This is a genomic window from Bacteroides sp. AM41-16, assembly GCF_003603495.1.
Taxonomy (GTDB): Bacteria; Bacteroidota; Bacteroidia; order Bacteroidales; family Bacteroidaceae; genus Bacteroides; species Bacteroides uniformis.
This window is the reverse complement of the sequence record NZ_QTNE01000001.1, coordinates 109,873-132,583: the sequence shown is the minus strand read 5'-3', so window position 1 is coordinate 132,583 and position 22,711 is coordinate 109,873. Positions and strand designations below refer to the sequence as shown.

Sequence of the window (22,711 nt, the reverse complement as noted above, 5' to 3'; positions counted from 1 at the left end):
TACTATTATGAGTCTTATCAAAAAATCAAATGAATTAGTAATCCCTACCACAGTGAAAATGATGATTTACGGCCAAGCTGGTATGGGAAAATCAACAGTGGCATTGAGCGCACCGAAACCGTTATTATTGGATTTCGATAATGGCGTTAAGCGTATGAATATGGCGCATTTGGAAAACATAGATACCGTACAGGTCACTTCATGGAGTGATGTTCAACAGGTCTTGCAGGAGGATTTGTCTGCTTATCAGACCATTGTAGTTGATACTATCGGTAAGATGATGGATTTCATCATTACTTATAAATGTGGCAGCCGCCAACCGTCTATCAGGGATTGGAGTGGTATCAATGCGGAGTTTTCATGGATGACACGAACACTTTCGGGGCTTAACAAGCACATCATTTTCGTTGCCCATCGCGACACACGGAAAGAAGGTGATGATACCGTGTTTATCCCTGCCTTGCGTGAAAAGTCCTACAACTCCATCGTTACCGAACTGGATTTGCTCGGCTATCTTGAAATGAAAAGCGAAAGAGGTGTTCAAAGACGCACTATAACTTTTGACCCGACTTCAAGAAATGACGGTAAGAATACATGCAATCTTCCTTCAGTGATGGAAGTTCCTACCATCCTTGACAAGAATGGTAATCCAACCGCAAAGAACGACTTTATCACCGCCAAGATAATCAATTCGTATTTGGGTATGCTTGCTGCCAAGAAGGAAGCGCAGGAAAAGTATGACAAGGTGATAGAAGAAATAAAAGAAAGCATTGAATTTATCACCGATGCCAACTCCGCTAATGAGTTCGCTTCACATATCAATGAGTTTGAACACGTTGGTAGTTCTTTGATGATGGCGAGAAGTTTGTTTGCTGCAAAGGTAAAGGCTTTGGGACTGGTATTCAATAAGGAAACTAAAATCTACTCAGATGCAGCCTAACTATCGTATATATGCAACATTGTTGGATTCTTACTTCAATTACCTTAATAGCGATGTCATATATGAGCGTTATTATGGGTGGAGTGAGAATCCACCATATACGGAAGAAGAGTTTCGGCAGAAGCAGTTTCAAGAACTGATAGACCGGATTAACCGCAGGCCATTCGACAGCGAAGCGGCAGACAAGGGAACAGCCTTTAATGAGGTTATTGACTGTATGGTTGAAAATCGGAAATCCGAAACGGTGCAGGTTGAAAAGGTATATAAGGCAATACGCGAAGGAGCTTGTGACGAAACAGGTAAACCTTTGTATTACGATGAGGTTCAGACCAACGAGGTTATAGGTTTGAGAGTTACCTATAATAATCGTGTTTTTACTTTCCCAATCTCACTTTGCCGAGAGTTCGCCGGTTACTTCAAAGGAGCATTGACCCAACAAAGGGTAGAAGCGATTCTTTCAACCGCATACGGCAATGTTTTGGTTTATGGGGTGATTGACGAGCTGATGCCGGCCAGCATCCACGACATCAAAACAACTGGAAGCTATACCGTAGGGAAGTTCAAAGACCACCATCAACATTTGGTTTATCCTTACGCTTTGATGAAGAACGGTTCGGATGTACGGATATTTGAGTACAACATTGTAGAGTTCAATAAAGGCGGTTTTGTGGTAGATACCTATACAGAAACATACGTTTTCAATCCAGAACGTGATATTCCTATTCTCACTAATCATTGTGAGGAATTTATCCGGTTTTTGGAAGAAAACAGAGAACTTATAACCGATAAAAAGATTTTTGGAGGAGAAAATTAATGGCAAACCAAATAACCGGACGGATAATCGAAATCGGACAAACCGTTCAAATACCATCCAAAAACGGTGGTTCCTCATTTACAAAACGGGAGTTTATTTTAGATGCTACCACTTACGACCCTTATACGGGAGAGCGTAGCGAGTATGAGAACATTATTCCCTTAGAGTTTTCGGGTGACAAGTGTACAGAACTTGACCGCTTTAATCAGGGTGATGTTGTTACTGTATCATTTGTCTTACAAGGGCGTTCTTGGACGAATCAAGACGGAGAATTCAAACGTATGGTATCCATTCGATGCTATAAAATAGAAGCGCGTGGCGGTGTATCTCAATCCCAACAGACAACATCGATACAACAACCTACACCTCAGCCGACTTATCAGCAACAGCCGCAGAATTTCCCGCCTCCGGTTGATGCTAATGGCAATGTAAAGGATGATTTGCCTTTTTAGCGTATGTCCCTTTACGATACTTCAAACCCTTTGCAGAAAGAGCAATTTAAGGCTCGTTCTGCAAAGCTCGCAGAAAGCGGTAAGGTTGTAGAACTCACAGAGAAAAAGCCTAAAAGAAGCCTGCAAAGCAATAAATATTTGCATGTGATTTTAGGTTACTTTGCGTGTGAGACCGGAAACACGTTGGAGTGGGTGAAGCAACAGTATTATAAAAAGCTTGTTAATCCATCCATTTTCATTCGTGAGAGAGACGACAAGTATTTGGGACGGATAAAGATATTGCGCAGCTCTGCTGATTTAGATAGTGCAGAAATGAGTACAAGTATTACCCGTTTTCGTAATTGGGCAAGTGCTGAATGCGGAATATATTTACCTTCTGCTGATGAAGATAGATTGATTCAACTAATGGAAATAGAGATTGGACGAAATAAAGATTATTTATAATGGCAGAAATATGGAAAGATGTTGTCGGATATGAAGGTTTATATCAAGTATCAGACAGGGGTAGAATTAAATCTATATGCAGTTACGTAAGACTACAAAATGGTGAATTAATGAAGAAAAAGCCGCATATCCTTAAACTACAAGATAGATGTGGATATAAATGTGTAAACCTATTCAAAGGCGGACGCTCACATACACTTAACATTCATCGTTTAGTAGCAGAGGCTTTTTTACCCAATCCTCATAGGTATTCAGTTGTAAATCATAAAGATGAAAACAAAAGCAATAACAGCTTGTCTAATTTGGAATGGTGTACTCACGCTTATAATTTGAGTTATGGTACTGCCCAAAGAAGAAGGGCCGTATCTCAAGGTAAAGTAGTTATTCAATTAGATAAGAATGGAGCTTTTATAAAGCGACATTTGACATTAATGGACGCTTGTAGAGATACCGGCATAAATTTTCAAAATATCTCACAATGTTGTAACAACAAAAGAAAAACAGCAGGTGGATATTGTTGGAAATTTGAGGAACAGCAGGAAATACAAAGAAATCAAGAATTTATTTAGTTATGATAGAAACAAGAAAAACAGAAATCAGGTATGTGACATCTGACCCGAAAAAGATGCTCAACATGTACCTTGCAAAACGTGTCCTCAAAACATGGGAGGAATCTTTCATTGATGAAGATACAGGTGAAACAGTAACCATCGAACGGAATGAAATTCTTTTTGACCGTGGCACGCTGATAGACCAAGACACTTTGGCGAAAATTCGTTTCAGTATGGAAGCAGACGGTATCAAGGAAGTGGAAGTCAGCAACCAGAACCGTTTGGCGTTCGAGAATGAGAACAGCGTTTTATATCCGTACATCGCTCAAGCGCAAATAGGTGACAAGAAACATAAGTTCCTGCTGTATGCCACCGGATTGGAGAATACTTGTAGTATCTTGAAAGATTACATCGAACTAAACTATATGTTCGGGTTCACCTTGACAATGATAAAGGAGTTCGATTCCTGCGTGATTCTTACTGACAACTTGAAAGAACGTAAGGTTGACGATGCTTCGCTTGCCTATCTCAAAAATGAAATCACTATGGCAGAATACGTTGACAAAATGGACGATGAGATGGAAGATAGTGACGAAGAATCTAAACCGAATGAAAAGAAATTCTACCAGATTGAGACGAAAATCACATTCACGGATGGGGAGAATGAAGACGAGAGAGTTCAGACTTTTGTCGTGAACACCTTCAACGTTGACAGAGCGATGATGCTTATTACCCACTATCTCAAAAACAAAGAGGAAGAATGTGAGAAACAAGCCAAAGAAAAGGGACATGAGTTCAGAAAGAGGGAAATCCATACAGCCATTGAATCTGCTAAACCTATCCCGGTCGGGCGTTTTATTCCGAAAGAGTTTTCAATGGCTTATATGGAATAACTTTGTTAACCTGCCTGCTCGGTCTGTGAAGATTGGGCAGGTGAATATGGGGCGTTTGGCTGGTGTGACTAATGTAATGCGCAGCATTGTAGAGGAGGGCAGTTCGATTCTGTCACGCCCCTCATAAATGTGAGCCACACATAAATGGCACGGGTCTTAAATAATGGTTGTGCCCCGGAGAATACGCTTCGGGGCTTTTAATTAGGTAAATCAGAAAGTATGTACTACATAAAGAAAAAGGCTAAGAAGAAAGACAAGCCTTTACCCTTGTTTGATAAAGCAGGGGTAACAGTAAAGAAGAAGCCGGATTTGAAAGCTAAACTCGACAAGGAGTTTTCCCTTTTCATCCGGCTTCGTGATTGTATGCCAAACGGTTCCTTCCGATGTATATCATGTGGACAGATAAAGCCGCTTACACAAGCGGACTGCGGGCACTATTTCAGTCGTACACATTTGGCAACACGGTTTGATGAGAATAATTGCCATGCCGAATGCCGACACTGCAACAGATTCAAAGCTGATCATTTGGAAGGCTATCGGGTGAATCTAATTGCTAAAATCGGTCAACAGAAATTTGATTTGCTAAAAGTGAAAGCTGCCAGCACTTCCAAAATGACTGATTTTGAGTACGAACAGCTAATCAAGTATTACAAAGCACTTAATAAGAAGTTACGAAAGGAGAAAGGTTTATGAGTTATGTATTACGAGATTATCAACAGAAAGCCTCTGATGCTGCCGTTTCTTTCTTTAACAATAAGGCGAAGAAAACAAATGCCATTATGGTGTTACCTACGGGCAGCGGAAAGTCGCTTATCATAGCGGATATAGCCGCAAGGCTTGACGGTCATACCTTGGTGTTCCAGCCCTCGAAGGAAATACTCGAACAGAATTTCAAGAAACTCTGTTCATACGGTATTCTTGATTGCAGTATCTATTCAGCATCCTTTAACTCAAAAGAAATAAGCCGGATAACATTTGCCACCATCGGCAGTGTGAAGAATCATCCTGAGCTGTTTACCCACTTCAAGAACATCATTGTTGATGAATGCCACCTTGTAAACCCTAAAGAGGGAATGTACAAGGATTTCTTTGATGCGGTAAAGTGCAAGGTTCTTGGCTTGACTGCAACACCATACCGTTTAAGCTCTAGCCGTGATTTCGGCTCTATGCTGAAATTCATCACCCGGACAAAGCCTCATGTCTTTTCAGAGGTCATTTACCATGTACAGGTATCAACCCTATTAGATTTGGGATATTTAGCAAAACTAAATTATTATCCAATGAATCCTTCGGGATGGAACGAACTCAATTTGAAAGTAAATACCACTGGTGCCGACTACACGGATAGGTCAGTTCAGAGAGAATATGAACGGATAGACTTTTACGGCTATCTCGTTCATATTGTCCAAAGGCTGATGAATCCCAAAGCCGGAGGAAAACGGAAAGGTATTTTGGTATTTACCCGTTTTCTGAAAGAAGCGGAGCGGCTTACCTGGTCTATACCCGGAGCCGCAATCGTTTCGGGTGACACCCCAAAAGGTGAGCGCGAAAGGATACTTGAAGCGTTCAAGGCTGGTGAAATTTCGGTAGTGGCGAATGTCGGGGTATTAACCACCGGCTTTGACTATCCGGAACTTGATACAGTCGTTATGGCACGTCCTACAATGTCACTTGCTATGTGGTATCAGATAGTCGGTCGTGCCATCCGCCCACATCCTTCCAAAGAATGTGGCTGGATTGTGGATTTATGTGGTAATATCAAACGTTTCGGAGAGGTGTCGGACTTACGGTTGTTTGATAGCGGAAATGGGAAATGGGCAGTTTACTCGAAAGGAAGGCAATTAACAAACGTGAGATTCTAAAATTATGGACGAAGGATTTTTGAGGCTAAGCCGCAGGTTTTTCTCGAATGAAATGTGGAATGAAGCCCGTACTTTTAGCAGTTGTGAAGCGTGGTTAGACTTAATCCAGTCTGCACGATTTGAGGCAACGCCCCGAAAGGAGAGTATCGGAGGTCGAGAAATCTCTTATTCAAGAGGTCAATATCCTGCATCCATAAGATTTTTATCTCAACGCTGGAAATGGTCTGAAAAGAAAGTGCGTTCCTTTCTTGTGCATCTTAAGAAAAAAGGTATGATAACTGTTGAGTGCAATCAGGGAATGAACCTTATAACCCTATGTAAATATGAAGAATATAATCCAATGGGCACAAGTAAGGGCACATGCAAGGGCACAGATATTGAAAAGAAAATCAAAGAATTACAGTCCGAATGGGCACAGCTAAGGGCACAACTTGGGGCACAGTCTGTGAACAACAATCTGCCGCAATCCGAACTTTTGCAAAAATCAGGGCACACGGAGGGCACAAATACAAAGAAAGAAGAAGAAAGAGAGTATATAGATATATCTTCCCAGCAAAAGAAAGAAAATACTCCTGATGGAGTATCAAAGAAAGACAAGCTTTCTTCGCCCTCTCTTTCTGAAAAGATTGATTACAGCGGATTGATGGAATACTATAATTCCACATTCAAAGATAGACTCCAGCAGATAAAATCAATGACCGATGTGAGAAAAAAGGCTGTAAAAGCCCGGATAGCCCAATATGGAAAAGAGTCAGTGAGGACTGTTTTCAATCTCATTCTTCAATCCCCGTTCCTGCTGGGAGCTAATGACCGCAATTGGAAATGTGACTTTGATTGGATTTTCAAACAAGCAAACTTTACTAAAATATTGGAAGGAAACTATAATGGGACAAGACTTAGTAAAAATCAACAGGATAGCGAGCAGCGAAAACGTGATTCAGTTCTTGCAGTCGCTACAACCGTCAGAGAAGCTGCCGCAAAAAAAAGAAAAGAACTTGAAGCAGAGGGCGTTATTGAATAAATATCCTGACCCAGCACAATTCATTCTTGATTACAATCCCGATTTGCAGTTCAAAATTGTCAGATGCAAGGCGACCCTCTCTGATTTAGCCATGAATTCCTCCATACCTACATTAGGGCTATTGGCTTCGACTTATGGAGATGAAACCCCTTTGGAATGGTTGAAAATCCAATTCGGCACACTTAATGACTTTGCAGAGGTATCTACCAAGATTGCCAGGGAGCAGCTTAATGAGTTGGCAGAGATATTTATTTCTGAGTATTATTACCTTAATGCGGCTGAGATATGCTTTTTTATTGCACGGTTTAAGTCAGGTAAATATGGACGGTTCTATGGTGCTATAGACCCGATGAAGATTACAAGTGCCATGCTTGACTATATCAGGGAACGCCGTATCGACATCGAACGCTATGAGCGTGAGCAATACCGGATACAACGCCAAAAGGAGATAGAAGAACGTGGCAACAACAGAATTTCCTATGCCGAGTATCTTGAACGTGAACGTAAGCTTGTGGAAAGTGGAGATGCAGAAGCCATGAAACGAGCGGCAAATCGTGTATGTAGTATCAGTTTACGTAAGTAGTGGCGAAAGCATAAATTTGACAATAAAGTATGAGACTTACAATATGTTGGACGACAAGAGACAGGCAAAGACGCTTTTACTATGATATATGCAAAAAGTTTGGCATATCGGATTACATGAGTGTTAATCATGAGACGCCATGCGATATAAGGGATGAAGATATGGAACTGTTGAAGGAATGCGAAAAACGAGGGTTTATCCAAATAAGAAACAAACGGTAAATAATCATGGACATAGAGATTGAAAAGAAAATCGAACAATTGGAGTATCAGCGAATGATTGATGAACTTGCAAGAAAAAGCAGAAACAATGAAACCAAAGGATTGAATCATGCCGATAAGTGAGGTGTACAATATGGATTGTATGGAATACATGAAGGATATTCCTGACAAGTTTTTTGATTTAGCTATAGTAGATCCTCCTTATGGAATAAATGCACCCAATATGACAATGGGAACCAACTTGAACCGTAAACATGGTGGCTACAATGGCGAAAGCGTTGCGCAACGGCTGAAAAAGGGAAGATTAAATCAAGGAGCAGGCAAGCTGAGAAACAGAGCATTAAATACAATGTCTTGTGATTGGGATTTATCCAAACCTACCGATGAATACTTTGAAGAATTGTTCAGAATAAGCCGAAATCAGATTATATGGGGTGGGAATTATTTCCATCTTCCACCTACACGGGGAATATTGTGTTGGGACAAGATGCAACCGTGGGAGAATTTTTCCCAATTTGAACTTGCATGGACTTCATTTGATTGTCCTGCAGCTATTATCCATTTATCCAATACCGGAGGAGCAAACAAAGAAACAAAAATACATCCAACACAAAAGCCTAAAGCATTATATCACTGGGTCTTCAAGAAATATGCCAATTCGGGAGATAAGATACTCGATACCCATTTAGGAAGTGGAAGCAGTCGGATTGTTGCGTTTAAATTGGGATTTGATTTTTATGCTACAGAAATAGATACAGAGTATTTTGAATCTCAAGAAAAAAGATTTCGTTCAGAATGCTTCGGAGAGATAAAAACAAAGAAGGGAACCTTAGTTCAAACAAGTCTATTTGACGTATAAAACAGAGGCATATGAACATTCACCAGACAGTTCCCCGTTCGGATTGCACCACCTTCGCCAAGTGCGGCAAGCACTCACTTGCATATTGTAGGAGGTACGGTGCGTCCGAATGCGGACCATGCGAAATTGTTAGAAGGAAACCACGTAACCGGGTGGTGATTGACGGAGTGGAGCGGAAGCTGTGCACCCACTGTGGTAGAGCGCTTCCGTTATCTCGGTTTTTCGATAGGACAGCCCGTCGTAACGGTAAGGAATACCATCTGAAAGCGTCATGGTGCAAGATGTGTATGGCAGAGGTACAGAGCGAGCGGAATAGAAAAAGGAAAATGAATTGAGATTAACATGTGCAAAAAGAAGCCATTTCTGCACATGAAGTATTAACACGAGCGGAAACCGGTGGTTTTTGCTCATAACTGAATAGTAAGGAATTATGCAATACATATTAACAGAACAAGAATATAGAGCTTTAACCCCTATTAGTGAGGTAGATAAACTCAAAGAAGATGTACAGCTTTTGAATGATAAAGTTATGGAGCTTAGTGAACATCCATGTGGATGTGATGCAGATTATAGAAGCGAAACATTTTATTGTGATGATTGCCCGATTGGTGTATTAGGTACTGATACTTGTACAAAGAAACAACAATATTCTAAATAATTATGAAACAGACGGTAGAAGAAGCGGCAATGCAAGAGCTTATGTCAAGCTATGCAATAGTGGTTAAAGGTGAGTTTGCATATCAGCAACAAGCAATGCTAAACATGTTCAGAAAAGGTGTCGAATGGCAGGCAAAGCAATCACCGTGGATAAGCGTAGAAGATGCAATACCTAACAAACGAGCAAAAGGCATGTGTCAAGTGAAATATGCTGATGGTAGTATTGAAGAAATGGCAATGCGAGAAGTGAATAAATGGATATACCCCTACATCAAGACTGGATATGTCACTCATTGGAGACCTATTCAATCTTTCGATGAGATACTCGAAGCCAACAAGGATGTACTGGAACGGATTAAGGAGAAAGGAGATTAGAATGGAAAGATATAGGATTGTGAAAGAAATAAGGTATAGCGGCTGTATTCCGATAGTCGTGTATTTTGTACAAGTCAGAAAAGACAAACGTATTTCATCCGAATGGGTGAATGTAAAGGGATTTGATACCTATAAGAGAGCGAAAGAGTTGTTGGATGTTTTAAATGGTGATTGATATGAATATAGAAGAAGCAAAAATAAAGAAAGCGAAAGCAGAAATGGAGATAGCCCGGATTCTGGAAAATCTCGAATTAGAAACCGGATTGAAATCCAATATAGTTTATGTGTATCGGGAAAACGCAAAATCAGAACCTTTATCTCAACCCAAAGAGTGTATAAGAATAGATATTATTTTAACACTATGATAAAATTAAGACTGATGCTCCGATGGCTGCTTATCCCTTTATGGTTCGCCATATTCATAGCCTATCTGCCGATATGGTATTTGCAAATGAGCTGGTACTATTTCAGCTTTAGCGATTACTGGGACAGCTATATGGTATTATGGGACAGAATAATGTTGTTTTTAAAACTTAAAAAGGAATAGGAGAAGGTCATGGAAGTAAAGAACGGAATAATAATAGACGGAGTGCTGCATGAAATGGTGTCAATAAGAGAAAACTACTCGTGTGACAATTGCAGCTTGCAAGGAACATGTGATAAAACAGACTTCTTCTTATGTACAGTAATTGCCGGACGGCATAACTCTGATGAACGTTTTATCAATCGTGGCAAAGTAACGGATATTAAGACAGATAAGGAGGAATGACAATGGAAGAAAAAGAAATTGACTGGGAACAGAGGCGTTATGAACTGGCAAAGGCTGCAATGCAAGGATTCTGTAGCAATCCACATCAACAGATAATGGATGCTGACTCAAATATGGTGGCAGAATGGAGTATTGGTTTTGCTGATTCACTAATAAAGAAACTGAAAGGAGAATAACCATGGATGCAGAATTTAAAAACAAGAAAGAAGTGGTCTTTGACGGCAAAGACCTTATATTCAACGTGGACGGAATAGAAATTAGGAACGGGAAACTGCCTGATTCCTTCAGTATAAAAGAGCGCTATGAGATAAGCGCGGAAAGCCTTACCAAGCTTGTCGTAGCGTTGGGTGACGGGAATACGCTGGCTGAATTTATTGATGTACAAGAAGGATTCAGTTTTTCCAGGAAAACACGGGCTATCTATTCCTTGAAGGATGAGTATGTCAAGAAGCTTGTCGAAGAAATAGCCAAGTTGGAAAATAAAGTAAATTCCCTGCAAGATGAAGTTTATGCAGGACGTAGAGAAGCTGCTGATGAAAGATACAAGCGTATACTGCTGGAAGGTTTTATTGAAGAGCACAACAAGCGCTCATGGTGGGGACGGGCAGAAAAGATTGAACTTAAAACGGAAGACTAGCAATGAACCTGCATATTACAGATTTCCCGGAATACCCGTGGAAGACCCTGGATGTGCATAAGGACTTCAGCTACTCGTTCAACATCAGTCCGGGAAAGAAAATAGAGGAGGATTTGTTCGATTCCTCCAAGATGAAAGTTGTGTCCTACAATGAAAACAGCCATGTGCAGATATTGGCTGTATGTGACCCTTACGGACCGCCTTTCTATGTACGCAGTGATATTGATGGTTTGTTATGGTCCTCATGGGTAAAAATAGAGGAGGAACACTTCTGGCAAGAGATTAATGGTTGTGCGGCAACCATTAATTTCCCTCCTCTGTGTACGTCTCATTATTATTTTTAATCGAATTGAACAATCAGAAATTAAAAACTAAAACTTATGGAATCAAAAGATTTTTTAATTGAATCAGAGAATCCGAATAACTGTCATCGGCATTCCTCTCCAAATGGACAAACAGTTCTTCCAGCGAATTCCACTGACGGGAGTCGCCAATGTGAAGAATCATCTTCCACAGATAAGGATTTTCGAGAAACAGAGGAAACATTCGAGCAGCAATCGCATTGTAATGGTCTCTGTGGTATACATTCTCTCTTAGAAGGCTATCCCAGGATTGTAGAAATTTTGGATGAAGAGTTGAAGCGTATAACTCTGGATTCTCTGCCAGAAGGTCATTTAGATAATCCTGGAAAGAAGGGGCGTAATGGCGCTGAACTGATTGCGGATATTGACTCCAAATTCGGAACAAACTATTCAGATTATACATGGAAGCAAGTTCGCAAACGGATTCTTCAAACCACATCAAACCAGACAACTCACCCGTCATAGTTCCGTTGATAATGTGATGGCAATACTCATGAGCAAATTGGTAAATCCATTGGCACCAAAAATCACCTCTTGTGTGAAGGTAAATAATCCTATCATTACCAATGTTGCTGCACATTGGATTATCCTTAAAGTAGTTGTATCTAACCGTACATTTATCTATCGAGGAACAAGGGATTTGAAGTGCATCGCTAAATGTCATATCGACATAACTGAGAATCTCTTTCACGATATACACATTGAAATCACCGAATGCTTCATCAGTGGCAAGCCTTATATTAGGGCTTACTTCAATAACAGGGTATTGCATAATAACTAAGTTTAAAATTTGACGAAACAAATATACAAATAAAAACGGGCACACCCGACATCCATAATGATAAGTTTAGAATTTGACACTTTACTCTTTTTCATTTGGGTGTGCCCTTTATAAAGGAAAAAAATGATTATATGACAGAAGAACTTGTAACATTGGAAACTGCGAAGGTGCTGAAAGAGAAAGGATTTAAAGAAGATGTTAGTGTCTTTTACGAATTGGTGTGTGAAGAAGGTAGTTATGAGTATGAGCTATTTGAAAGCTACGATGCCCAGAATTACAATGCAAGCGTTTACTCTTTCTCTGCCCCAACTCAATATATCGTCCAGAAATGGCTGCGTGAAACCAAGAACTTACAGATTGAAATATACCGAAGTGCCGTAGGGTACGGCTATGCTATAGTGAAATCCGATAACGGAACGTGGCAGGAAGATGATGATTCCAGGGGGCCTAATGATGGCGGTCTGTGGGATACCTACGAAGAAGCACTTGAAGCAGGAATACAAGAAGCGTTAAAACTTATATGAAAATGACTCCTATTGTAAATGATGCTTATAGACTTAGAAAGCTTCTAGAAAAAGCAACGGGAATAAAAGTTTATAAATCAGATTTACTTTCTAATTATTTCAATTGTTATCTAAGCATAACGCAAGAGTATAAGAATGAAACTAATCCGCATATTACAGTAGCGCAAGGTGACTGGTCGATAGTAAATGGCGGTGAATATAAAATTTCACTCTATACACCTACAATCGTCATTAAAGGCAAGAAGGTGCTTAATACTCGTTTTGTAAAAGATGTAGCCTATAAGATAGTGGAAGCATTAAATGATGAATTTGGAGAAGATAATTGGAATACGTGCAACAATGAAACGAGAGTTTGGCTTCCCATGTCTCGAAACTCGTTCTATTTGCAAATTCCAAATTTTGAGAAGTATTAAAACTTATATGATATGGCTAAGAAAATAATGTTTAATGATAAATACGGCTTAACCCAAGCCGTATTGGATGGTCGGAAGACTATGACAAGAAGAGTTTATAAATTACCAGCTAAATCATACGGAGGATTAGAAATTGAAGATAATAAAATAATCACATTTGATATAAGTGGGGAAGAAATAGCAACATCCCCGAAATACTATATTGGCGAAGTAGTTGCCATTGCACAACCATATAGAAATATTGCACATCCCGATGACGGTTTCCTTGATGAAAGATATGAAGTTAAAGACGAATATGTTGCAGGATGGGCAAATAAGATGTTTGTACGTGCCGACCTCATGCCGCACCATATCCGAATTACAAACATAAAATTTGAAAAGTTACAATCTATCTCCGAAGAAGATTGCTTGAAAGAAGGTGTTATTAAAAGATTTCACTCACCAGCATGTAGAAACTTTTACTATGTGCCAAACGTGGAAGTTAAGAGTAAGGATGATGTTTATTTGACATCACAAGAAGCATTTTCCGCATTGATAGACAGAATATCCTGCAAGGGTACATGGAAATCGAATCCCTATGTCTTCGTTTACGAATTTGAACTGATTGATTAAAATTTATTATGGAAACCGTGGAACTGATAATTAAAGTCTCCATCTCTTTATTCAATGCCATTGCATTAGGATTTGTCCTAATCCTGGTAAGCAGATGGCATAGGCGCATGGAGGACAAGCTGAATGAGATAAGGGAATACACCCGTAGGGTTTCAGAGTGTAACCGGTTCATTTATATAAACCAACTTGAATGGCTGAAAAGCGCAATGATTAATGAGGAACGGTACGAGGAGGCTGCTAAAATCAATAAATGTATTGAGGATGAGTATAACAAATTAAAGAATAGTAAACATGAATCTAAATGAATTGCGCGACCGCGCCTATAAAACCGCTTGCAACCACGGTTTTCACGATGAAGAGCTGAGTAATGAACACTGCCTTTGCCTTGTCATATCCGAACTTATGGAAGCTGTGGAAGCGGATAGAAACAATAAATATGCTGATAGGAAATCTTTCAAAGATTATTATGAGGATGAAGAGCCGCATTACAATGCCGATTTTAAGTATAGTTTTGAAAAATATATCAAAGACTGTGTGGAAGACGAGTTTGCCGACGCCTGCATACGCCTGCTTGATTTGGCTGGATTAAGAAATATATCCATTGATGATTTTCCTGAAGAAGCGATATATGGTGCATCCGAAAGTTGCGTAGGTGAAACATTTACTGAAAGCATATACGCCATATCCACATTGCCAATTCGTTATTTTTATGAATATGATTATTCTTTTGAAAGTCAGATAGGTCATATGTTATTATCAATCTTCGGGCTTGCCAAGCATATGAACATAGACCTTATATGGCATGTGGAGCAGAAGATGCGGTACAATGAATTGAGAGAAAATAAACATGGAAAAAGATATTGATTATGAAGCGTGAAATAAAATTCAGAGGTAAAAGTACTGATACGGGGAAATGGGTATATGGATTTCTCTCTTTTTTCTATACTGCCGGAAGGGACGAAAACGGACTTATCCTCACGGACAAGGCGAGGATATATTCCCCGGAAGACTGCCGGTGCGATGACGTATGGGCTGAAACCGTCGGGCAGTTCACCGGACTGCGTGATAAAAACGGGAAAGAGATTTACGAGGGGGATATTGTAAAAACCAAAGAATATGGTATTGAAATTCCCAATGGAAAAGTAAGTTTTAACTCCGTCGGTTATGACAATTTTATTATCAATTATATTGATGGTGGATTTTGTCTATCAAATAATCACCGTTGCTTTTTATTGTGCAGAGGCAATCACCTTGAAGTCAATGGAAATATTTACGATAACCCCAATTAAATATAAGGAATAGATATGAAAACAGACCTCATTTTCTTTATTGCGATATTCATCATCGCAGTATTGTTTATCGGGCATTTCCGGTTGACATTTTCGCCGTTCAGCATATCACTTCCTTATTGGCATAGAGCTTTAGGAGTAGTTCTTATTGTTGCAGGCTGTTTGGTTTACAATATAGGGGAGAATGTAGCCGGGTATAAGAAAGGGCTTGATAACGGCATGGAAATAGTCTTGAAACAATTGAAGAAACGGTATGAACGACCAGGTGATTAATAAAGAAAAGATATTGCCAATGGTTACAAAAAAAGGCTATCTTCCCAGACAGCCAATCTTTTTTATTAACCTTAATCTAATACTATGAAAAACACATTGCAAAGGTACGGATTTGTGGGAGTTATGCAAATTATGAGCCTTTGTTCAGCCATCTTATAACATGGTTTAGCAAGCGGATATGTATGTTAACCATTAACGTAATAGATTTATAAAATTAACAAATAGTCAATGAGTAGAAATGAAAATGTCTGGACTGATGCGAAATGTGCAGCCCTTCGAGTTGAGTTCCTTACCAGTCGTGAGGAACTCTTTTTGTATGCAAAAGCCATTTATTTCGCTATGATGTGGGGTAGGGAGGTGAACGAGAAAAATCGGGTTCTTCAGGAAAAGGATAAGTCTGTTAAATAAAAGAAAGAGCCAACCCACGCACGACCATGAATCAGCTCCTCACACGATTATGATGCAAATATACTATTTACTTTTAAAATAATCGTGTTATGGAGTTGGATTTTAACAAAATAATTCGTCTTAAAAAGATTCGTATCGAAAAATCAGAACTTTCAGAGGAAGAAAATATCTTAACTTCCCCGGTTCTGAAAGATAAGAGCCTTATCCATGAAATCTATAAAATATTTGTTGAGTTGTTGAATAAGAGGGGATGTCCGCCGAATATTGACAGTGTTACCCAGCGGAAGAAGTTCATTTTCATTATCCTGTATCTGTTTTCTCCAAGTTCGCTCGCCGGTGGGAAAATGACATCAGGGTTACGTCCGGAAATAGCAAAGGTTCTTGGTGTTCAATCAGAATGTACCATTTCCGACAATTGTGCTGATGTCGTGTTTCTCTATCAGAATTATGGGGATTTCAGTGGAGATATAGAGTATCTTTACACCGAAATCGTAAATCGGTTAAAATTCAAAGGGCTAATCAATTAATGAGCCGGAGTTTAGTGCTCCGGCTTTTCTGCGTTACCTACTTTAATTGGTGGAATTATTATTTTAAGTATGTCTTTTATATACTTCTGAACCTTCTTTGTTATGGGACGATAATTTGTAAATTGAATATCTCTTCCGCTATCTAAATCAATATAGACACCATACATTTTATCGCATTCTTGTATTAATTTGTTGAAGTTCTTTAAATTTGAATATCTAGATTCGTAACAGTGTAAGAAATCTCCTAAATCATTGATAGATTTAATAGCTTGTCCTAATTGTCCTTGTGACTCATAACTTTCATCCATTTCAATGTCTTTTTTACATTCAATTAGATGATTTATTAACTCTTTGTCTAAATTATTGCATATTTCAAAAAGTGATTTTGAAAACTCATATTCATTGAGTAATTCCATTTTGAACAATTCTAATGAATTATTGTATTGGGATTCTACTGATTTAATGATATTAGTAATGCTTTCTATGTCTTCTTTGGTAGCAAGATTCTTCCCTTTTTCTTCGTTATATGCTTTCTTTCGAGATATACTGCACAAGAATATAAAGTTCCCTATGGCTAAAATGACAGCAATAATATTGATAATTGTATTGACATCCATATCATTCTCCTTTCTCTATTTTTATCTTTTTTCCACAATGGGGGCAAATAATAGCGTTTTCTTCTTTATCCTCATTCAGTAAGTCAATTATTCCTACATCTAATGCCTTTGCTATTTCACCTAACTTCCCAATGGTAGGGTTGCCGGACACTGCGGCATACAAGGCCTGATATGTCACTCCCATTCTTTTAGCAAGGTCTTGCATGGTAATGCCCTGCTGTTTGCAGATTTCTTGTACTCTTAGCATGATATTCAAATTATAATTTGATGCAAAGATAGGAATAGTTTTCAAATTATACATAGAATATATAAAGAATAGTATCAAAAAATAATTTGAAAAATTTTCTATCAAAATTTGTTTTATTCAAAATAAAATTTGATATTTGCATCGTGATAATAAAAACATAGTTTGAATAACAATTAAAATATATAAGATATGGCAACAAAGAAGATTGATGAAGAGAAGACATTGAAATATGCAGTAGCATTTTACTTCTGCACGTCAGGTAAGGTAAACTTCATGTTAGGCAATAAAATGTATCAGCATATAGATACTGTTTATGACCAAAGAGAAGATGGCAGAGGCTTCAATACCTGTGAAGTTGTTTATAACTACAAGGCTCAAAAGTACGAGGTTCTGAATGTAGATACAGAGATAGGCAATAAAGAGATTACAATATTATAAGTTTAACCAGCAGGGCGAAAGCCCTGCGCAATATAGAAGAATATGAAAGAAAATATATTTTTAAAAGCAGTTATAGAAAAACCGTTATTGAATAATGAACCAGAAGTTTTACACCTTTTCGTTCAAATTATCAATGAAATAACTTCTTGTATGTCAGAAGACGAGTTAAGAGGCTGTATGAACTCTTTAATAGTAAGATACCCTTATTTTAAACTGTTTTTCGATTATGGTTTCGGACATAATCATATGTGGGTGAAAGCATCAGGTTCTTTAGAAAGATTGATATTGGTTGAGTTCTAATCCGGTAGCTTTCGAGCTGCCACAATATACACGATTATGAAAGCAGATTTAGTTTTAGTTATCAGCCCTGAAGCCCCACTGATGAAGCAACTGGGCAAAGTGTTAGGTAAGATGGTAACCCCTTATGACTTCTCTACTATAGAGAGGGGTGAAAAGTACATCACCATACAGCATGACGAGACTGGGCTTGTAGTGGCTTATACGAGTGAAAAAAGATTGAATGCAAAACATTAAATATAGTGATTATGAACTCAATAAATGAAAACGGTTGCAGCGTATGCCAACCCGGTAAAGAGAATTATTGTACCTACAACACCAGGTTGAGAGGAAAAAGAGTGAGAATGTACCAGTACGACTACCGTACTGATAGCGGTGAACTTTTTTCTTGTTGTGCGCCTACCTTAGAGGCGTGTAGAGAAAGACGGGATAAATGGCTTAGTTCACGACAATAAGCCGGTTGTCGTGTATAACGATTGAAGATATTTCGTTATCTTTGGTTGTGGTAGTATCTTTGGGGTACTATCGCGGAATGGAGCAGTTGGTTAGCTTACCGCTTTGACTTGGCGGTGGTCACAGGTTCGAGTCCTGTTTCCGCAACTATTGAGTATTAATTTAAATTTGACACGATTATGAACATTCTTACATTAAGTATCAAACAGAAGTATTTCGATGAAATCTTGGCAGGAAAGAAAACCCACGAATACCGTGAAATCAGACCAACTAACGCTAAGAAGTATATCACTTACCTATGTGGCGGCAAAGAATATCCGGCTGATGCAGAACTGCCTGAAGAAGGTGAAATAGAATTAAAGCCTATCAAGTACGATGCAATCAAGCTTCTGACAGGTGCATATACAGGTAAACGTCCTTATATTATCGTTGAAGTGAAAGTAGCAGAAGCAGTTATTCTCACAGATGAAAACGGTAATGATATTGTTTACGAACATCAAGGCGAAGAGTATCTTGCTGCACAAATGGATTATACTTTGGGCAAGATATTAGAGAGACATATAGATTGATTTGTTTAACTTTTAAAATTAAAAAGCAGAGTCGCAAGAAGAATTAACAGAGTAGCCGGGCCTCGCAGAAATATGAACGGTGCAGGGGCTGGTGGTAGATTGGTTGCCAGACGTGGCGGTGAAGCTGGTACATCACAGTTGGGGTCACGCAGACAGCGTTATAGTGACCTTCGTACTTCATTTGGTTTAAGTGGTGGTTAGCTATGAGCAAGGTAGAACAAGCGAACCGGTATATAGACCTCATTCGGGTAAAATCGAATGAGGCTTTACTGTTTTTATCACTTGGCAAAGATTCGCTTGTTCTGCTTGATTTAATCTATCCGAAGTTTGACCGGATTGTTTGTGTGTTCATGTACTTCGTCAAGAAATTGGAGCACATTAACCGATGGATTGGCTGGACTAAAGTCAAATATCCAAAGATTGAGTTTGTGCAAGTGCCTCACTGGAATCTTACTTATATTCTTCGTGGAGGTATGTATTGCGTGCCTAATCCGAAAGTGAAACTATTGAAGTTGGCAGATGTGGTAAAGGCTATGCAGCTTACTTATGGGCTTTATTACACATTTTTAGGCATGAAAAAAGCCGATGGTATGAACCGCAGGCTTATGCTGAAAGGGTATGAGGTAAACGGTTACGAGAATAACGGTATGGTTTATCCTTTGGCTGATTGGACACAAAAGGATATTCTTGCTTATATGAGGCAGCACAATTTACCCGAACCAGTTCGATATTCATTGAAAGCCAGTTCGGGAGTAGGTTTCAATCTTGATTGTATGCTTTGGATGGAGAATAATTACCCACAAGATTTACAGAGAATTTACAAAGTTTTCCCAATGGCTGAAAGGGTGCTTTGGGAGTATAATAATCAACAAAAGCAATAGAAGGAAAGCCGAGTCAGAAGAAAATCAATTGATGATATTGCAGAGCAAAGATACAGACTATCTCGTACTTTAACGGGTAATAGGCTGAACAGAGTAAACTCTATTGCAAGAAAGTATATTCGATACATTGAACGAACCTTTGGGTATAACGAGGGGAAACAACAAGATGGCGCAAGAAAAGTATCTCGAAGAATTTATATGGGTTTAACTAATGGATGATATGGAATTGTCAAAATACATAAAGAGTGAATCGATGGAACTTAATCGTTCTGCCATTCACTTTGCAGATTATAACCCCCGGAAACTTTCCGATGAATCACGTAAGACACTGAAACGTGGCATCAAGAAGTTTGGTTTAGTCGGTGGAATTGTCGTGAACAAGCGTACAGGTCTTACCGTAGTCAGCGGGCACCAGCGTTTGTCTGTCATGGACGAATTGTAAAAGTTTCCCGATAACGACTACCGCATTCGTGTCGATGTCATAGACGTGGACGAGCAGCAGGAAAAGGAGTTAAACATTCTAATGAACAACCCTAATGCACAAGGGACATGGGATTTTGACGCTCTTGCCCGTATTGTTCCTGATATTGACTGGAAAGATGCAGGTCTGACCGATGCAGACTTGAATATGATTGGTGTCGACTATCTTTTGCAGACCGAAGGGGAAAACTCTATTGCGGATGCTTTGTCTGATATGATGACCCCGGTTTCCGAACAGAAAGAAGCCGATAAGGCCGCCAAACAGTTGGAACGTGCCGAAAAGGTAGCCCACATGAAGGAAGTCAAACAACAGGTAAAGGAGAATGCACAGAAGCAAGCCGAGAACATGGATGCCTATGTGATGTTGTCTTTTGATACCTATGAGGCGAAAGCCGCTTTCTGTGAACGATTCGGTTATGGACCGGATATGAAGTTCATAAAGGGAGAAGTATTTGATGAACAAATAGAAAGAATAGATTGATATGTGATTGCACCAGATGAATTTACGGAAGTTGTCGACACGATAGATAACCTATTAGGCGCAATGAAAATTCCCATGCCTGCCGAATTTCATGTAAAGCAGATGAAACATGAATTGAAAGAAGTATCTGATAGACTAAAACGGATTTACGTTGAGGAAGAAGATGAAAATCCTTGGAGTGAATAAGTAATATGAGCAATAGTGAATCTCAAAACAGAAAAGGCAAAGGAGGAAGAAAGCCCAAGTTTGACTACACAAGCGAGGACTTTCTTTCTCTCGTAGAGTCGTATGCCAAAAAGGGGCTCACTGACAAGGAAATTGCTTATGCCATAGGGATTTTACCACAAACTTTCTGCGAAAAGAAAAGTGAGTACACCGAAATATCCGAAGTCTTAGCGCGTGGGCGTGCGACAATCAATGCCACTGTAAGGGCTAAATTCCTTGCAATGGCTCTCGGTGGCATAAAAACCAAAAGCACCGTGGTAAGAAAGCTCCGTGATTCAGAAGGGAATTTGACGGGCGAAGATGAATTACAAGTAAGCGAAAGCGAGTTGGCTCCTAATTTGCAAGCAATGTCCGTTTGGCTGTACCACCATGATGAAGATTGGAGAAAGATTGAACGCAAACAAGATGAAGACGCTGATATTCCAACAGACATAGAGCATGGCATCAACATTGATTCCTGGATTAAAGACAAGCTGAAATGATAGTACCTCAAGAAATTTACCATCCATTATACGAGGATAAGGAAAAATTTATAATTCTTATCACCGGTGGGCGTGGTAGCGGAAAGTCTTTCAATGCTTCTACCTTTATTGAGCGGTTGACTTTTGAAATGACTCCCGTAGAGAAGATAGTTCATCAGATTCTTTACACCCGTTACACGATGGTTTCTGCCGGTATGTCTATCATCCCCGAAATGATGGAGAAGATAGATTTGGACGGAACCACGAAATATTTCAAGACCACAAAGACGGATATAGTCAATAAGATGACTAAGAGCCGTATCATGTTCCGGGGTATCAAGACTTCTTCCGGGAACCAGACAGCAAAACTGAAATCCATTCAAGGCATTACGACTTTCGTCTGCGATGAAGCGGAAGAGTGGACAAGCGAAGATGAGTTCGACAAGATAATGCTCTCCATTCGCAAGAAGGGTATTCAGAACCGGATTATCATTATAATGAACCCATGCGATTCCAATCACTTCATCTACAAGAAATACATTGAGAAAACTCACAAGCTGGTAGAGATTGACGGTGTGCAGGTTCAGATTTCCACTCATCCGAATGTGCTCCATATCCATACTACGTATTTTGATAACTTGGATAACCTTTCTCCTGAGTTCCTGAAAGAGGTGGAAGATATGAAGGTGAGTAATCCTGAAAAGTATGCTCATGTGGTTATCGGTCGCTGGGCTGACGTTGCAGAAGGTGCTGTGTTCAAGAAGTGGGGAATTGTTGACGAGTTCCCGGCTTGGGCAAAGAAAGTTGCTTTCGGGCAAGACTTCGGTTATACGCATGACCCGTCTGCTTCCATTCGTTGTGGTATCGTTGATAACGCCCTTTACTTGGATGAAGTGGATTACCGTACTGGATTGCTTTCTTCTGACATCATCAAGACTCTTCGCCCGTGGGGATTGAAAGTCATTGCCGACAGCGCAGACCCACGTTTGATTCAAGAGATACACAACGGAGGAATCAAGATATATGCCGTAGAGAAAGGTGCAGGCTCTATCAATGCCGGAATTGACAAAATGAAAGATATGGAGATTTATATAACCAAACGCTCGTACAACTTGCAAAGCGAGTTCAGAAAGTATGTTTGGGCAAAGGATAAGGACGGGAGCTATATCAACGAACCGGAAGACCATGATAATCACGGAATAGATGCTGTACGTTACTATGTATTGGGTGAGCTTCTTGGTAAGATTCAGAAGCCGAAAGATTTAACTGGAATATTCACACACTAAAAATATAAG

40 protein-coding genes, 2 tRNA genes and 2 pseudogenes are annotated in these 22,711 nt (G+C 39.4%); 41 read left to right on the top strand and 3 right to left on the bottom strand.

From position 1 onward, the window contains the following. Positions 1–7 precede the first annotated feature (7 nt). The 22 genes and pseudogenes from DW896_RS00765 (at position 8) to DW896_RS00665 (ending at position 11,422) form a co-directional block, all read left to right on the top strand. Entirely contained in the window at positions 8–940 is a 933-nt protein-coding gene (locus DW896_RS00765; protein ID WP_118358030.1) for an ATP-binding protein, read from the top strand. Next, positions 930–1,754, top strand: coding sequence for an HNH endonuclease (locus DW896_RS00760; RefSeq protein ID WP_118936949.1), 825 nt, complete (start codon positions 930–932; stop codon positions 1,752–1,754). The genes DW896_RS00765 and DW896_RS00760 overlap by 11 nt, the downstream gene beginning before the upstream one ends. Further along, on the top strand, positions 1,754–2,206 hold the full coding sequence (locus DW896_RS00755; RefSeq protein WP_119962227.1) for a DUF3127 domain-containing protein: 453 nt from the start codon (positions 1,754–1,756) through the stop codon (positions 2,204–2,206). Before DW896_RS00760 ends, DW896_RS00755 begins: the two co-directional genes overlap by 1 nt. Before the next feature lie 3 nt (positions 2,207–2,209). Next, on the top strand, positions 2,210–2,650 hold the full coding sequence (locus tag DW896_RS00750) for a hypothetical protein (protein WP_005862496.1): 441 nt from the start codon (positions 2,210–2,212) through the stop codon (positions 2,648–2,650). Next, the gene (locus tag DW896_RS00745) at positions 2,650–3,219 is read left to right on the top strand and encodes an NUMOD4 domain-containing protein (RefSeq protein WP_119962228.1); all 570 of its coding nucleotides are present in this window, start codon (positions 2,650–2,652) and stop codon (positions 3,217–3,219) included. The genes DW896_RS00750 and DW896_RS00745 overlap by 1 nt, the downstream gene beginning before the upstream one ends. A 65-nt stretch (positions 3,220–3,284) precedes the next feature. Continuing rightward, a pseudogene (locus DW896_RS21855) lies at positions 3,285–3,402 on the top strand (RNA polymerase subunit sigma); the annotation flags it as partial. A gap of 740 nt (positions 3,403–4,142) precedes the next feature. After that, positions 4,143–4,216 (top strand) — tRNA-OTHER (locus tag DW896_RS21390). A 97-nt stretch (positions 4,217–4,313) separates the two neighbouring features. Then, positions 4,314–4,787, top strand: a complete 474-nt coding sequence (locus DW896_RS00735) for a recombination protein NinG (protein WP_119962230.1) — start codon at positions 4,314–4,316, stop codon at positions 4,785–4,787. Further along, positions 4,784–5,956 (top strand): DEAD/DEAH box helicase, encoded by a 1,173-nt coding sequence (locus DW896_RS00730; RefSeq protein WP_119962231.1) that lies wholly within the window; start codon positions 4,784–4,786, stop codon positions 5,954–5,956. Before DW896_RS00735 ends, DW896_RS00730 begins: the two co-directional genes overlap by 4 nt. A 4-nt stretch (positions 5,957–5,960) precedes the next feature. After that, positions 5,961–6,977, top strand: a complete 1,017-nt coding sequence (locus DW896_RS00725; RefSeq protein ID WP_119962232.1) for a hypothetical protein — start codon at positions 5,961–5,963, stop codon at positions 6,975–6,977. Next, positions 6,952–7,560 carry a DUF6633 family protein gene (locus DW896_RS00720; protein WP_119962233.1) on the top strand — a complete coding sequence of 203 codons (609 nt, stop codon included), beginning with the start codon at positions 6,952–6,954 and terminating at the stop codon, positions 7,558–7,560. Before DW896_RS00725 ends, DW896_RS00720 begins: the two co-directional genes overlap by 26 nt. A gap of 29 nt (positions 7,561–7,589) precedes the next feature. After that, positions 7,590–7,781 carry a hypothetical protein gene (locus DW896_RS21635; protein ID WP_119962234.1) on the top strand — a complete coding sequence of 64 codons (192 nt, stop codon included), beginning with the start codon at positions 7,590–7,592 and terminating at the stop codon, positions 7,779–7,781. A 142-nt stretch (positions 7,782–7,923) separates the two neighbouring features. After that, positions 7,924–8,640: a DNA methyltransferase gene (locus DW896_RS00710; protein ID WP_230321527.1), complete on the top strand. Its 717-nt coding sequence runs from the start codon at positions 7,924–7,926 to the stop codon at positions 8,638–8,640. 11 nt (positions 8,641–8,651) lie between these two features. Continuing rightward, positions 8,652–8,975 carry a hypothetical protein gene (locus DW896_RS00705; protein ID WP_119992702.1) on the top strand — a complete coding sequence of 108 codons (324 nt, stop codon included), beginning with the start codon at positions 8,652–8,654 and terminating at the stop codon, positions 8,973–8,975. Positions 8,976–9,070: 95 nt separating this feature from the next. Beyond that, a complete protein-coding gene (locus DW896_RS00700) occupies positions 9,071–9,298 on the top strand; it encodes a hypothetical protein (RefSeq protein ID WP_119992699.1) in 228 nt (75 codons plus the stop codon). 2 nt (positions 9,299–9,300) lie between these two features. After that, positions 9,301–9,672, top strand: a complete 372-nt coding sequence (locus DW896_RS00695; protein ID WP_119992696.1) for a hypothetical protein — start codon at positions 9,301–9,303, stop codon at positions 9,670–9,672. A gap of 176 nt (positions 9,673–9,848) precedes the next feature. After that, the gene (locus tag DW896_RS00690) at positions 9,849–10,037 is read left to right on the top strand and encodes a hypothetical protein (RefSeq protein WP_133303683.1); all 189 of its coding nucleotides are present in this window, start codon (positions 9,849–9,851) and stop codon (positions 10,035–10,037) included. After that, complete coding sequence (locus DW896_RS00685) at positions 10,034–10,219, top strand: hypothetical protein (RefSeq protein ID WP_119992693.1); 186 nt, start codon at positions 10,034–10,036, stop codon at positions 10,217–10,219. Before DW896_RS00690 ends, DW896_RS00685 begins: the two co-directional genes overlap by 4 nt. Before the next feature lie 9 nt (positions 10,220–10,228). Next, entirely contained in the window at positions 10,229–10,441 is a 213-nt protein-coding gene (locus DW896_RS00680; protein ID WP_119992691.1) for a hypothetical protein, read from the top strand. Between the two features lie 2 nt (positions 10,442–10,443). Further along, a complete protein-coding gene (locus DW896_RS21385) occupies positions 10,444–10,617 on the top strand; it encodes a hypothetical protein (protein ID WP_165860113.1) in 174 nt (57 codons plus the stop codon). Between the two features lie 2 nt (positions 10,618–10,619). Next, the gene (locus DW896_RS00670) at positions 10,620–11,078 is read left to right on the top strand and encodes a hypothetical protein (RefSeq protein WP_119992686.1); all 459 of its coding nucleotides are present in this window, start codon (positions 10,620–10,622) and stop codon (positions 11,076–11,078) included. A gap of 2 nt (positions 11,079–11,080) precedes the next feature. Then, complete coding sequence (locus DW896_RS00665; protein ID WP_119992683.1) at positions 11,081–11,422, top strand: hypothetical protein; 342 nt, start codon at positions 11,081–11,083, stop codon at positions 11,420–11,422. A 34-nt stretch (positions 11,423–11,456) separates the two neighbouring features. Here DW896_RS00665 and DW896_RS00660 read toward each other — a convergent pair whose 3' ends face one another. After that, positions 11,457–12,212 carry a hypothetical protein gene (locus tag DW896_RS00660; protein ID WP_119992680.1) on the bottom strand — a complete coding sequence of 252 codons (756 nt, stop codon included), beginning with the start codon at positions 12,210–12,212 and terminating at the stop codon, positions 11,457–11,459. A 140-nt stretch (positions 12,213–12,352) separates the two neighbouring features. Between DW896_RS00660 and DW896_RS00655 the strand changes: the two genes are divergently transcribed. The 8 genes from DW896_RS00655 (at position 12,353) to DW896_RS00615 (ending at position 16,267) form a co-directional block, all read left to right on the top strand. After that, positions 12,353–12,745, top strand: coding sequence for a hypothetical protein (locus DW896_RS00655; RefSeq protein ID WP_119992678.1), 393 nt, complete (start codon positions 12,353–12,355; stop codon positions 12,743–12,745). A 2-nt stretch (positions 12,746–12,747) separates the two neighbouring features. Next, positions 12,748–13,158, top strand: coding sequence for a hypothetical protein (locus DW896_RS00650; RefSeq protein WP_133303682.1), 411 nt, complete (start codon positions 12,748–12,750; stop codon positions 13,156–13,158). Between the two features lie 12 nt (positions 13,159–13,170). Continuing rightward, the gene (locus DW896_RS00645) at positions 13,171–13,770 is read left to right on the top strand and encodes a hypothetical protein (RefSeq protein ID WP_243634815.1); all 600 of its coding nucleotides are present in this window, start codon (positions 13,171–13,173) and stop codon (positions 13,768–13,770) included. An 8-nt stretch (positions 13,771–13,778) separates the two neighbouring features. After that, positions 13,779–14,075 (top strand): hypothetical protein, encoded by a 297-nt coding sequence (locus tag DW896_RS00640; protein WP_165860112.1) that lies wholly within the window; start codon positions 13,779–13,781, stop codon positions 14,073–14,075. Continuing rightward, complete coding sequence (locus DW896_RS00635; RefSeq protein ID WP_119961669.1) at positions 14,053–14,634, top strand: hypothetical protein; 582 nt, start codon at positions 14,053–14,055, stop codon at positions 14,632–14,634. The genes DW896_RS00640 and DW896_RS00635 overlap by 23 nt, the downstream gene beginning before the upstream one ends. 2 nt (positions 14,635–14,636) lie before the next feature. Next, entirely contained in the window at positions 14,637–15,059 is a 423-nt protein-coding gene (locus tag DW896_RS00630; RefSeq protein WP_119992673.1) for a YopX family protein, read from the top strand. Positions 15,060–15,074: 15 nt separating this feature from the next. Next, positions 15,075–15,332 (top strand): hypothetical protein, encoded by a 258-nt coding sequence (locus DW896_RS00625; protein WP_119961668.1) that lies wholly within the window; start codon positions 15,075–15,077, stop codon positions 15,330–15,332. A 497-nt stretch (positions 15,333–15,829) separates the two neighbouring features. After that, positions 15,830–16,267, top strand: a complete 438-nt coding sequence (locus DW896_RS00615; RefSeq protein ID WP_119992671.1) for a hypothetical protein — start codon at positions 15,830–15,832, stop codon at positions 16,265–16,267. Positions 16,268–16,278: 11 nt separating this feature from the next. Here the strand turns inward: DW896_RS00615 and DW896_RS00610 are convergent, their stop codons facing one another. Together DW896_RS00610 and DW896_RS00605 are read right to left on the bottom strand one after the other, a co-directional pair. Then, positions 16,279–16,884 (bottom strand): hypothetical protein, encoded by a 606-nt coding sequence (locus DW896_RS00610; protein WP_118462733.1) that lies wholly within the window; start codon positions 16,882–16,884, stop codon positions 16,279–16,281. Between the two features lies 1 nt (position 16,885). Further along, positions 16,886–17,236: a helix-turn-helix domain-containing protein gene (locus DW896_RS00605; RefSeq protein WP_230327120.1), complete on the bottom strand. Its 351-nt coding sequence runs from the start codon at positions 17,234–17,236 to the stop codon at positions 16,886–16,888. An 84-nt stretch (positions 17,237–17,320) separates the two neighbouring features. Between DW896_RS00605 and DW896_RS00600 the strand changes: the two genes are divergently transcribed. From DW896_RS00600 to DW896_RS00550, 11 genes and pseudogenes are all read left to right on the top strand, one after another. Continuing rightward, positions 17,321–17,569 carry a hypothetical protein gene (locus DW896_RS00600; protein ID WP_118936935.1) on the top strand — a complete coding sequence of 83 codons (249 nt, stop codon included), beginning with the start codon at positions 17,321–17,323 and terminating at the stop codon, positions 17,567–17,569. A gap of 42 nt (positions 17,570–17,611) precedes the next feature. After that, a complete protein-coding gene (locus DW896_RS00595; protein WP_054349667.1) occupies positions 17,612–17,869 on the top strand; it encodes a hypothetical protein in 258 nt (85 codons plus the stop codon). 36 nt (positions 17,870–17,905) lie between these two features. Continuing rightward, positions 17,906–18,103 carry a hypothetical protein gene (locus tag DW896_RS00590; protein ID WP_118744112.1) on the top strand — a complete coding sequence of 66 codons (198 nt, stop codon included), beginning with the start codon at positions 17,906–17,908 and terminating at the stop codon, positions 18,101–18,103. Positions 18,104–18,114: 11 nt separating this feature from the next. Beyond that, positions 18,115–18,321: a DUF3873 family protein gene (locus DW896_RS00585; protein WP_118936933.1), complete on the top strand. Its 207-nt coding sequence runs from the start codon at positions 18,115–18,117 to the stop codon at positions 18,319–18,321. A gap of 71 nt (positions 18,322–18,392) precedes the next feature. Continuing rightward, a tRNA-Val gene (locus DW896_RS00580) sits at positions 18,393–18,466 on the top strand. Between the two features lie 32 nt (positions 18,467–18,498). Next, positions 18,499–18,888 (top strand): ASCH domain-containing protein, encoded by a 390-nt coding sequence (locus DW896_RS00575; RefSeq protein ID WP_009038475.1) that lies wholly within the window; start codon positions 18,499–18,501, stop codon positions 18,886–18,888. 203 nt (positions 18,889–19,091) lie between these two features. After that, positions 19,092–19,769 carry a phosphoadenosine phosphosulfate reductase family protein gene (locus DW896_RS00570; RefSeq protein ID WP_009038474.1) on the top strand — a complete coding sequence of 226 codons (678 nt, stop codon included), beginning with the start codon at positions 19,092–19,094 and terminating at the stop codon, positions 19,767–19,769. 220 nt (positions 19,770–19,989) lie between these two features. Beyond that, positions 19,990–20,730 (top strand): annotated as a pseudogene (locus DW896_RS21850) (ParB N-terminal domain-containing protein). A 3-nt stretch (positions 20,731–20,733) separates the two neighbouring features. Next, a complete protein-coding gene (locus tag DW896_RS00560) occupies positions 20,734–20,916 on the top strand; it encodes a hypothetical protein (RefSeq protein WP_034529787.1) in 183 nt (60 codons plus the stop codon). Positions 20,917–20,921: 5 nt separating this feature from the next. Beyond that, complete coding sequence (locus DW896_RS00555; RefSeq protein WP_009038471.1) at positions 20,922–21,437, top strand: hypothetical protein; 516 nt, start codon at positions 20,922–20,924, stop codon at positions 21,435–21,437. After that, positions 21,434–22,702 carry a PBSX family phage terminase large subunit gene (locus DW896_RS00550; RefSeq protein ID WP_009038470.1) on the top strand — a complete coding sequence of 423 codons (1,269 nt, stop codon included), beginning with the start codon at positions 21,434–21,436 and terminating at the stop codon, positions 22,700–22,702. The genes DW896_RS00555 and DW896_RS00550 overlap by 4 nt, the downstream gene beginning before the upstream one ends. Positions 22,703–22,711: the final 9 nt, after the last annotated feature.

Excerpts from the sequence above, each read along its gene's own strand:
- DW896_RS00570 (WP_009038474.1), top strand. The coding sequence starts at position 19,092 with ATGAGCAAGGTAGAACAAGCGAACCGGTATATAGACCTCATTCGGGTA.
- DW896_RS00645 (WP_243634815.1), top strand. The coding sequence starts at position 13,171 with ATGGCTAAGAAAATAATGTTTAATGATAAATACGGCTTAACCCAAGCC.
- DW896_RS00655 (WP_119992678.1), top strand. The coding sequence starts at position 12,353 with ATGACAGAAGAACTTGTAACATTGGAAACTGCGAAGGTGCTGAAAGAG.
- DW896_RS00630 (WP_119992673.1), top strand. The coding sequence starts at position 14,637 with ATGAAGCGTGAAATAAAATTCAGAGGTAAAAGTACTGATACGGGGAAA.
- DW896_RS00575 (WP_009038475.1), top strand. The coding sequence starts at position 18,499 with ATGAACATTCTTACATTAAGTATCAAACAGAAGTATTTCGATGAAATC.
- DW896_RS00690 (WP_133303683.1), top strand. The coding sequence starts at position 9,849 with ATGAATATAGAAGAAGCAAAAATAAAGAAAGCGAAAGCAGAAATGGAG.
- DW896_RS00550 (WP_009038470.1), top strand. The coding sequence starts at position 21,434 with ATGATAGTACCTCAAGAAATTTACCATCCATTATACGAGGATAAGGAA.
- DW896_RS21385 (WP_165860113.1), top strand. The coding sequence starts at position 10,444 with ATGGAAGAAAAAGAAATTGACTGGGAACAGAGGCGTTATGAACTGGCA.
- DW896_RS00765 (WP_118358030.1), top strand. The coding sequence starts at position 8 with ATGAGTCTTATCAAAAAATCAAATGAATTAGTAATCCCTACCACAGTG.
- DW896_RS00610 (WP_118462733.1), bottom strand. The coding sequence starts at position 16,884 with ATGGATGTCAATACAATTATCAATATTATTGCTGTCATTTTAGCCATA.
- DW896_RS00670 (WP_119992686.1), top strand. The coding sequence starts at position 10,620 with ATGGATGCAGAATTTAAAAACAAGAAAGAAGTGGTCTTTGACGGCAAA.
- DW896_RS00555 (WP_009038471.1), top strand. The coding sequence starts at position 20,922 with ATGAGCAATAGTGAATCTCAAAACAGAAAAGGCAAAGGAGGAAGAAAG.
- DW896_RS00705 (WP_119992702.1), top strand. The coding sequence starts at position 8,652 with ATGAACATTCACCAGACAGTTCCCCGTTCGGATTGCACCACCTTCGCC.
- DW896_RS00750 (WP_005862496.1), top strand. The coding sequence starts at position 2,210 with ATGTCCCTTTACGATACTTCAAACCCTTTGCAGAAAGAGCAATTTAAG.
- DW896_RS00600 (WP_118936935.1), top strand. The coding sequence starts at position 17,321 with ATGGCAACAAAGAAGATTGATGAAGAGAAGACATTGAAATATGCAGTA.
- DW896_RS00665 (WP_119992683.1), top strand. The coding sequence starts at position 11,081 with ATGAACCTGCATATTACAGATTTCCCGGAATACCCGTGGAAGACCCTG.
- DW896_RS00585 (WP_118936933.1), top strand. The coding sequence starts at position 18,115 with ATGAACTCAATAAATGAAAACGGTTGCAGCGTATGCCAACCCGGTAAA.
- DW896_RS00685 (WP_119992693.1), top strand. The coding sequence starts at position 10,034 with ATGATAAAATTAAGACTGATGCTCCGATGGCTGCTTATCCCTTTATGG.
- DW896_RS00595 (WP_054349667.1), top strand. The coding sequence starts at position 17,612 with ATGAAAGAAAATATATTTTTAAAAGCAGTTATAGAAAAACCGTTATTG.
- DW896_RS00755 (WP_119962227.1), top strand. The coding sequence starts at position 1,754 with ATGGCAAACCAAATAACCGGACGGATAATCGAAATCGGACAAACCGTT.
- DW896_RS00725 (WP_119962232.1), top strand. The coding sequence starts at position 5,961 with ATGGACGAAGGATTTTTGAGGCTAAGCCGCAGGTTTTTCTCGAATGAA.
- DW896_RS00730 (WP_119962231.1), top strand. The coding sequence starts at position 4,784 with ATGAGTTATGTATTACGAGATTATCAACAGAAAGCCTCTGATGCTGCC.
- DW896_RS00650 (WP_133303682.1), top strand. The coding sequence starts at position 12,748 with ATGACTCCTATTGTAAATGATGCTTATAGACTTAGAAAGCTTCTAGAA.
- DW896_RS00735 (WP_119962230.1), top strand. The coding sequence starts at position 4,314 with ATGTACTACATAAAGAAAAAGGCTAAGAAGAAAGACAAGCCTTTACCC.
- DW896_RS00745 (WP_119962228.1), top strand. The coding sequence starts at position 2,650 with ATGGCAGAAATATGGAAAGATGTTGTCGGATATGAAGGTTTATATCAA.
- DW896_RS00625 (WP_119961668.1), top strand. The coding sequence starts at position 15,075 with ATGAAAACAGACCTCATTTTCTTTATTGCGATATTCATCATCGCAGTA.
- DW896_RS21635 (WP_119962234.1), top strand. The coding sequence starts at position 7,590 with ATGAGACTTACAATATGTTGGACGACAAGAGACAGGCAAAGACGCTTT.
- DW896_RS00710 (WP_230321527.1), top strand. The coding sequence starts at position 7,924 with ATGGAATACATGAAGGATATTCCTGACAAGTTTTTTGATTTAGCTATA.
- DW896_RS00590 (WP_118744112.1), top strand. The coding sequence starts at position 17,906 with ATGAAAGCAGATTTAGTTTTAGTTATCAGCCCTGAAGCCCCACTGATG.
- DW896_RS00660 (WP_119992680.1), bottom strand. The coding sequence starts at position 12,212 with ATGCAATACCCTGTTATTGAAGTAAGCCCTAATATAAGGCTTGCCACT.
- DW896_RS00695 (WP_119992696.1), top strand. The coding sequence starts at position 9,301 with ATGAAACAGACGGTAGAAGAAGCGGCAATGCAAGAGCTTATGTCAAGC.
- DW896_RS00700 (WP_119992699.1), top strand. The coding sequence starts at position 9,071 with ATGCAATACATATTAACAGAACAAGAATATAGAGCTTTAACCCCTATT.
- DW896_RS00680 (WP_119992691.1), top strand. The coding sequence starts at position 10,229 with ATGGAAGTAAAGAACGGAATAATAATAGACGGAGTGCTGCATGAAATG.
- DW896_RS00640 (WP_165860112.1), top strand. The coding sequence starts at position 13,779 with ATGGAAACCGTGGAACTGATAATTAAAGTCTCCATCTCTTTATTCAAT.
- DW896_RS00615 (WP_119992671.1), top strand. The coding sequence starts at position 15,830 with ATGGAGTTGGATTTTAACAAAATAATTCGTCTTAAAAAGATTCGTATC.
- DW896_RS00760 (WP_118936949.1), top strand. The coding sequence starts at position 930 with ATGCAGCCTAACTATCGTATATATGCAACATTGTTGGATTCTTACTTC.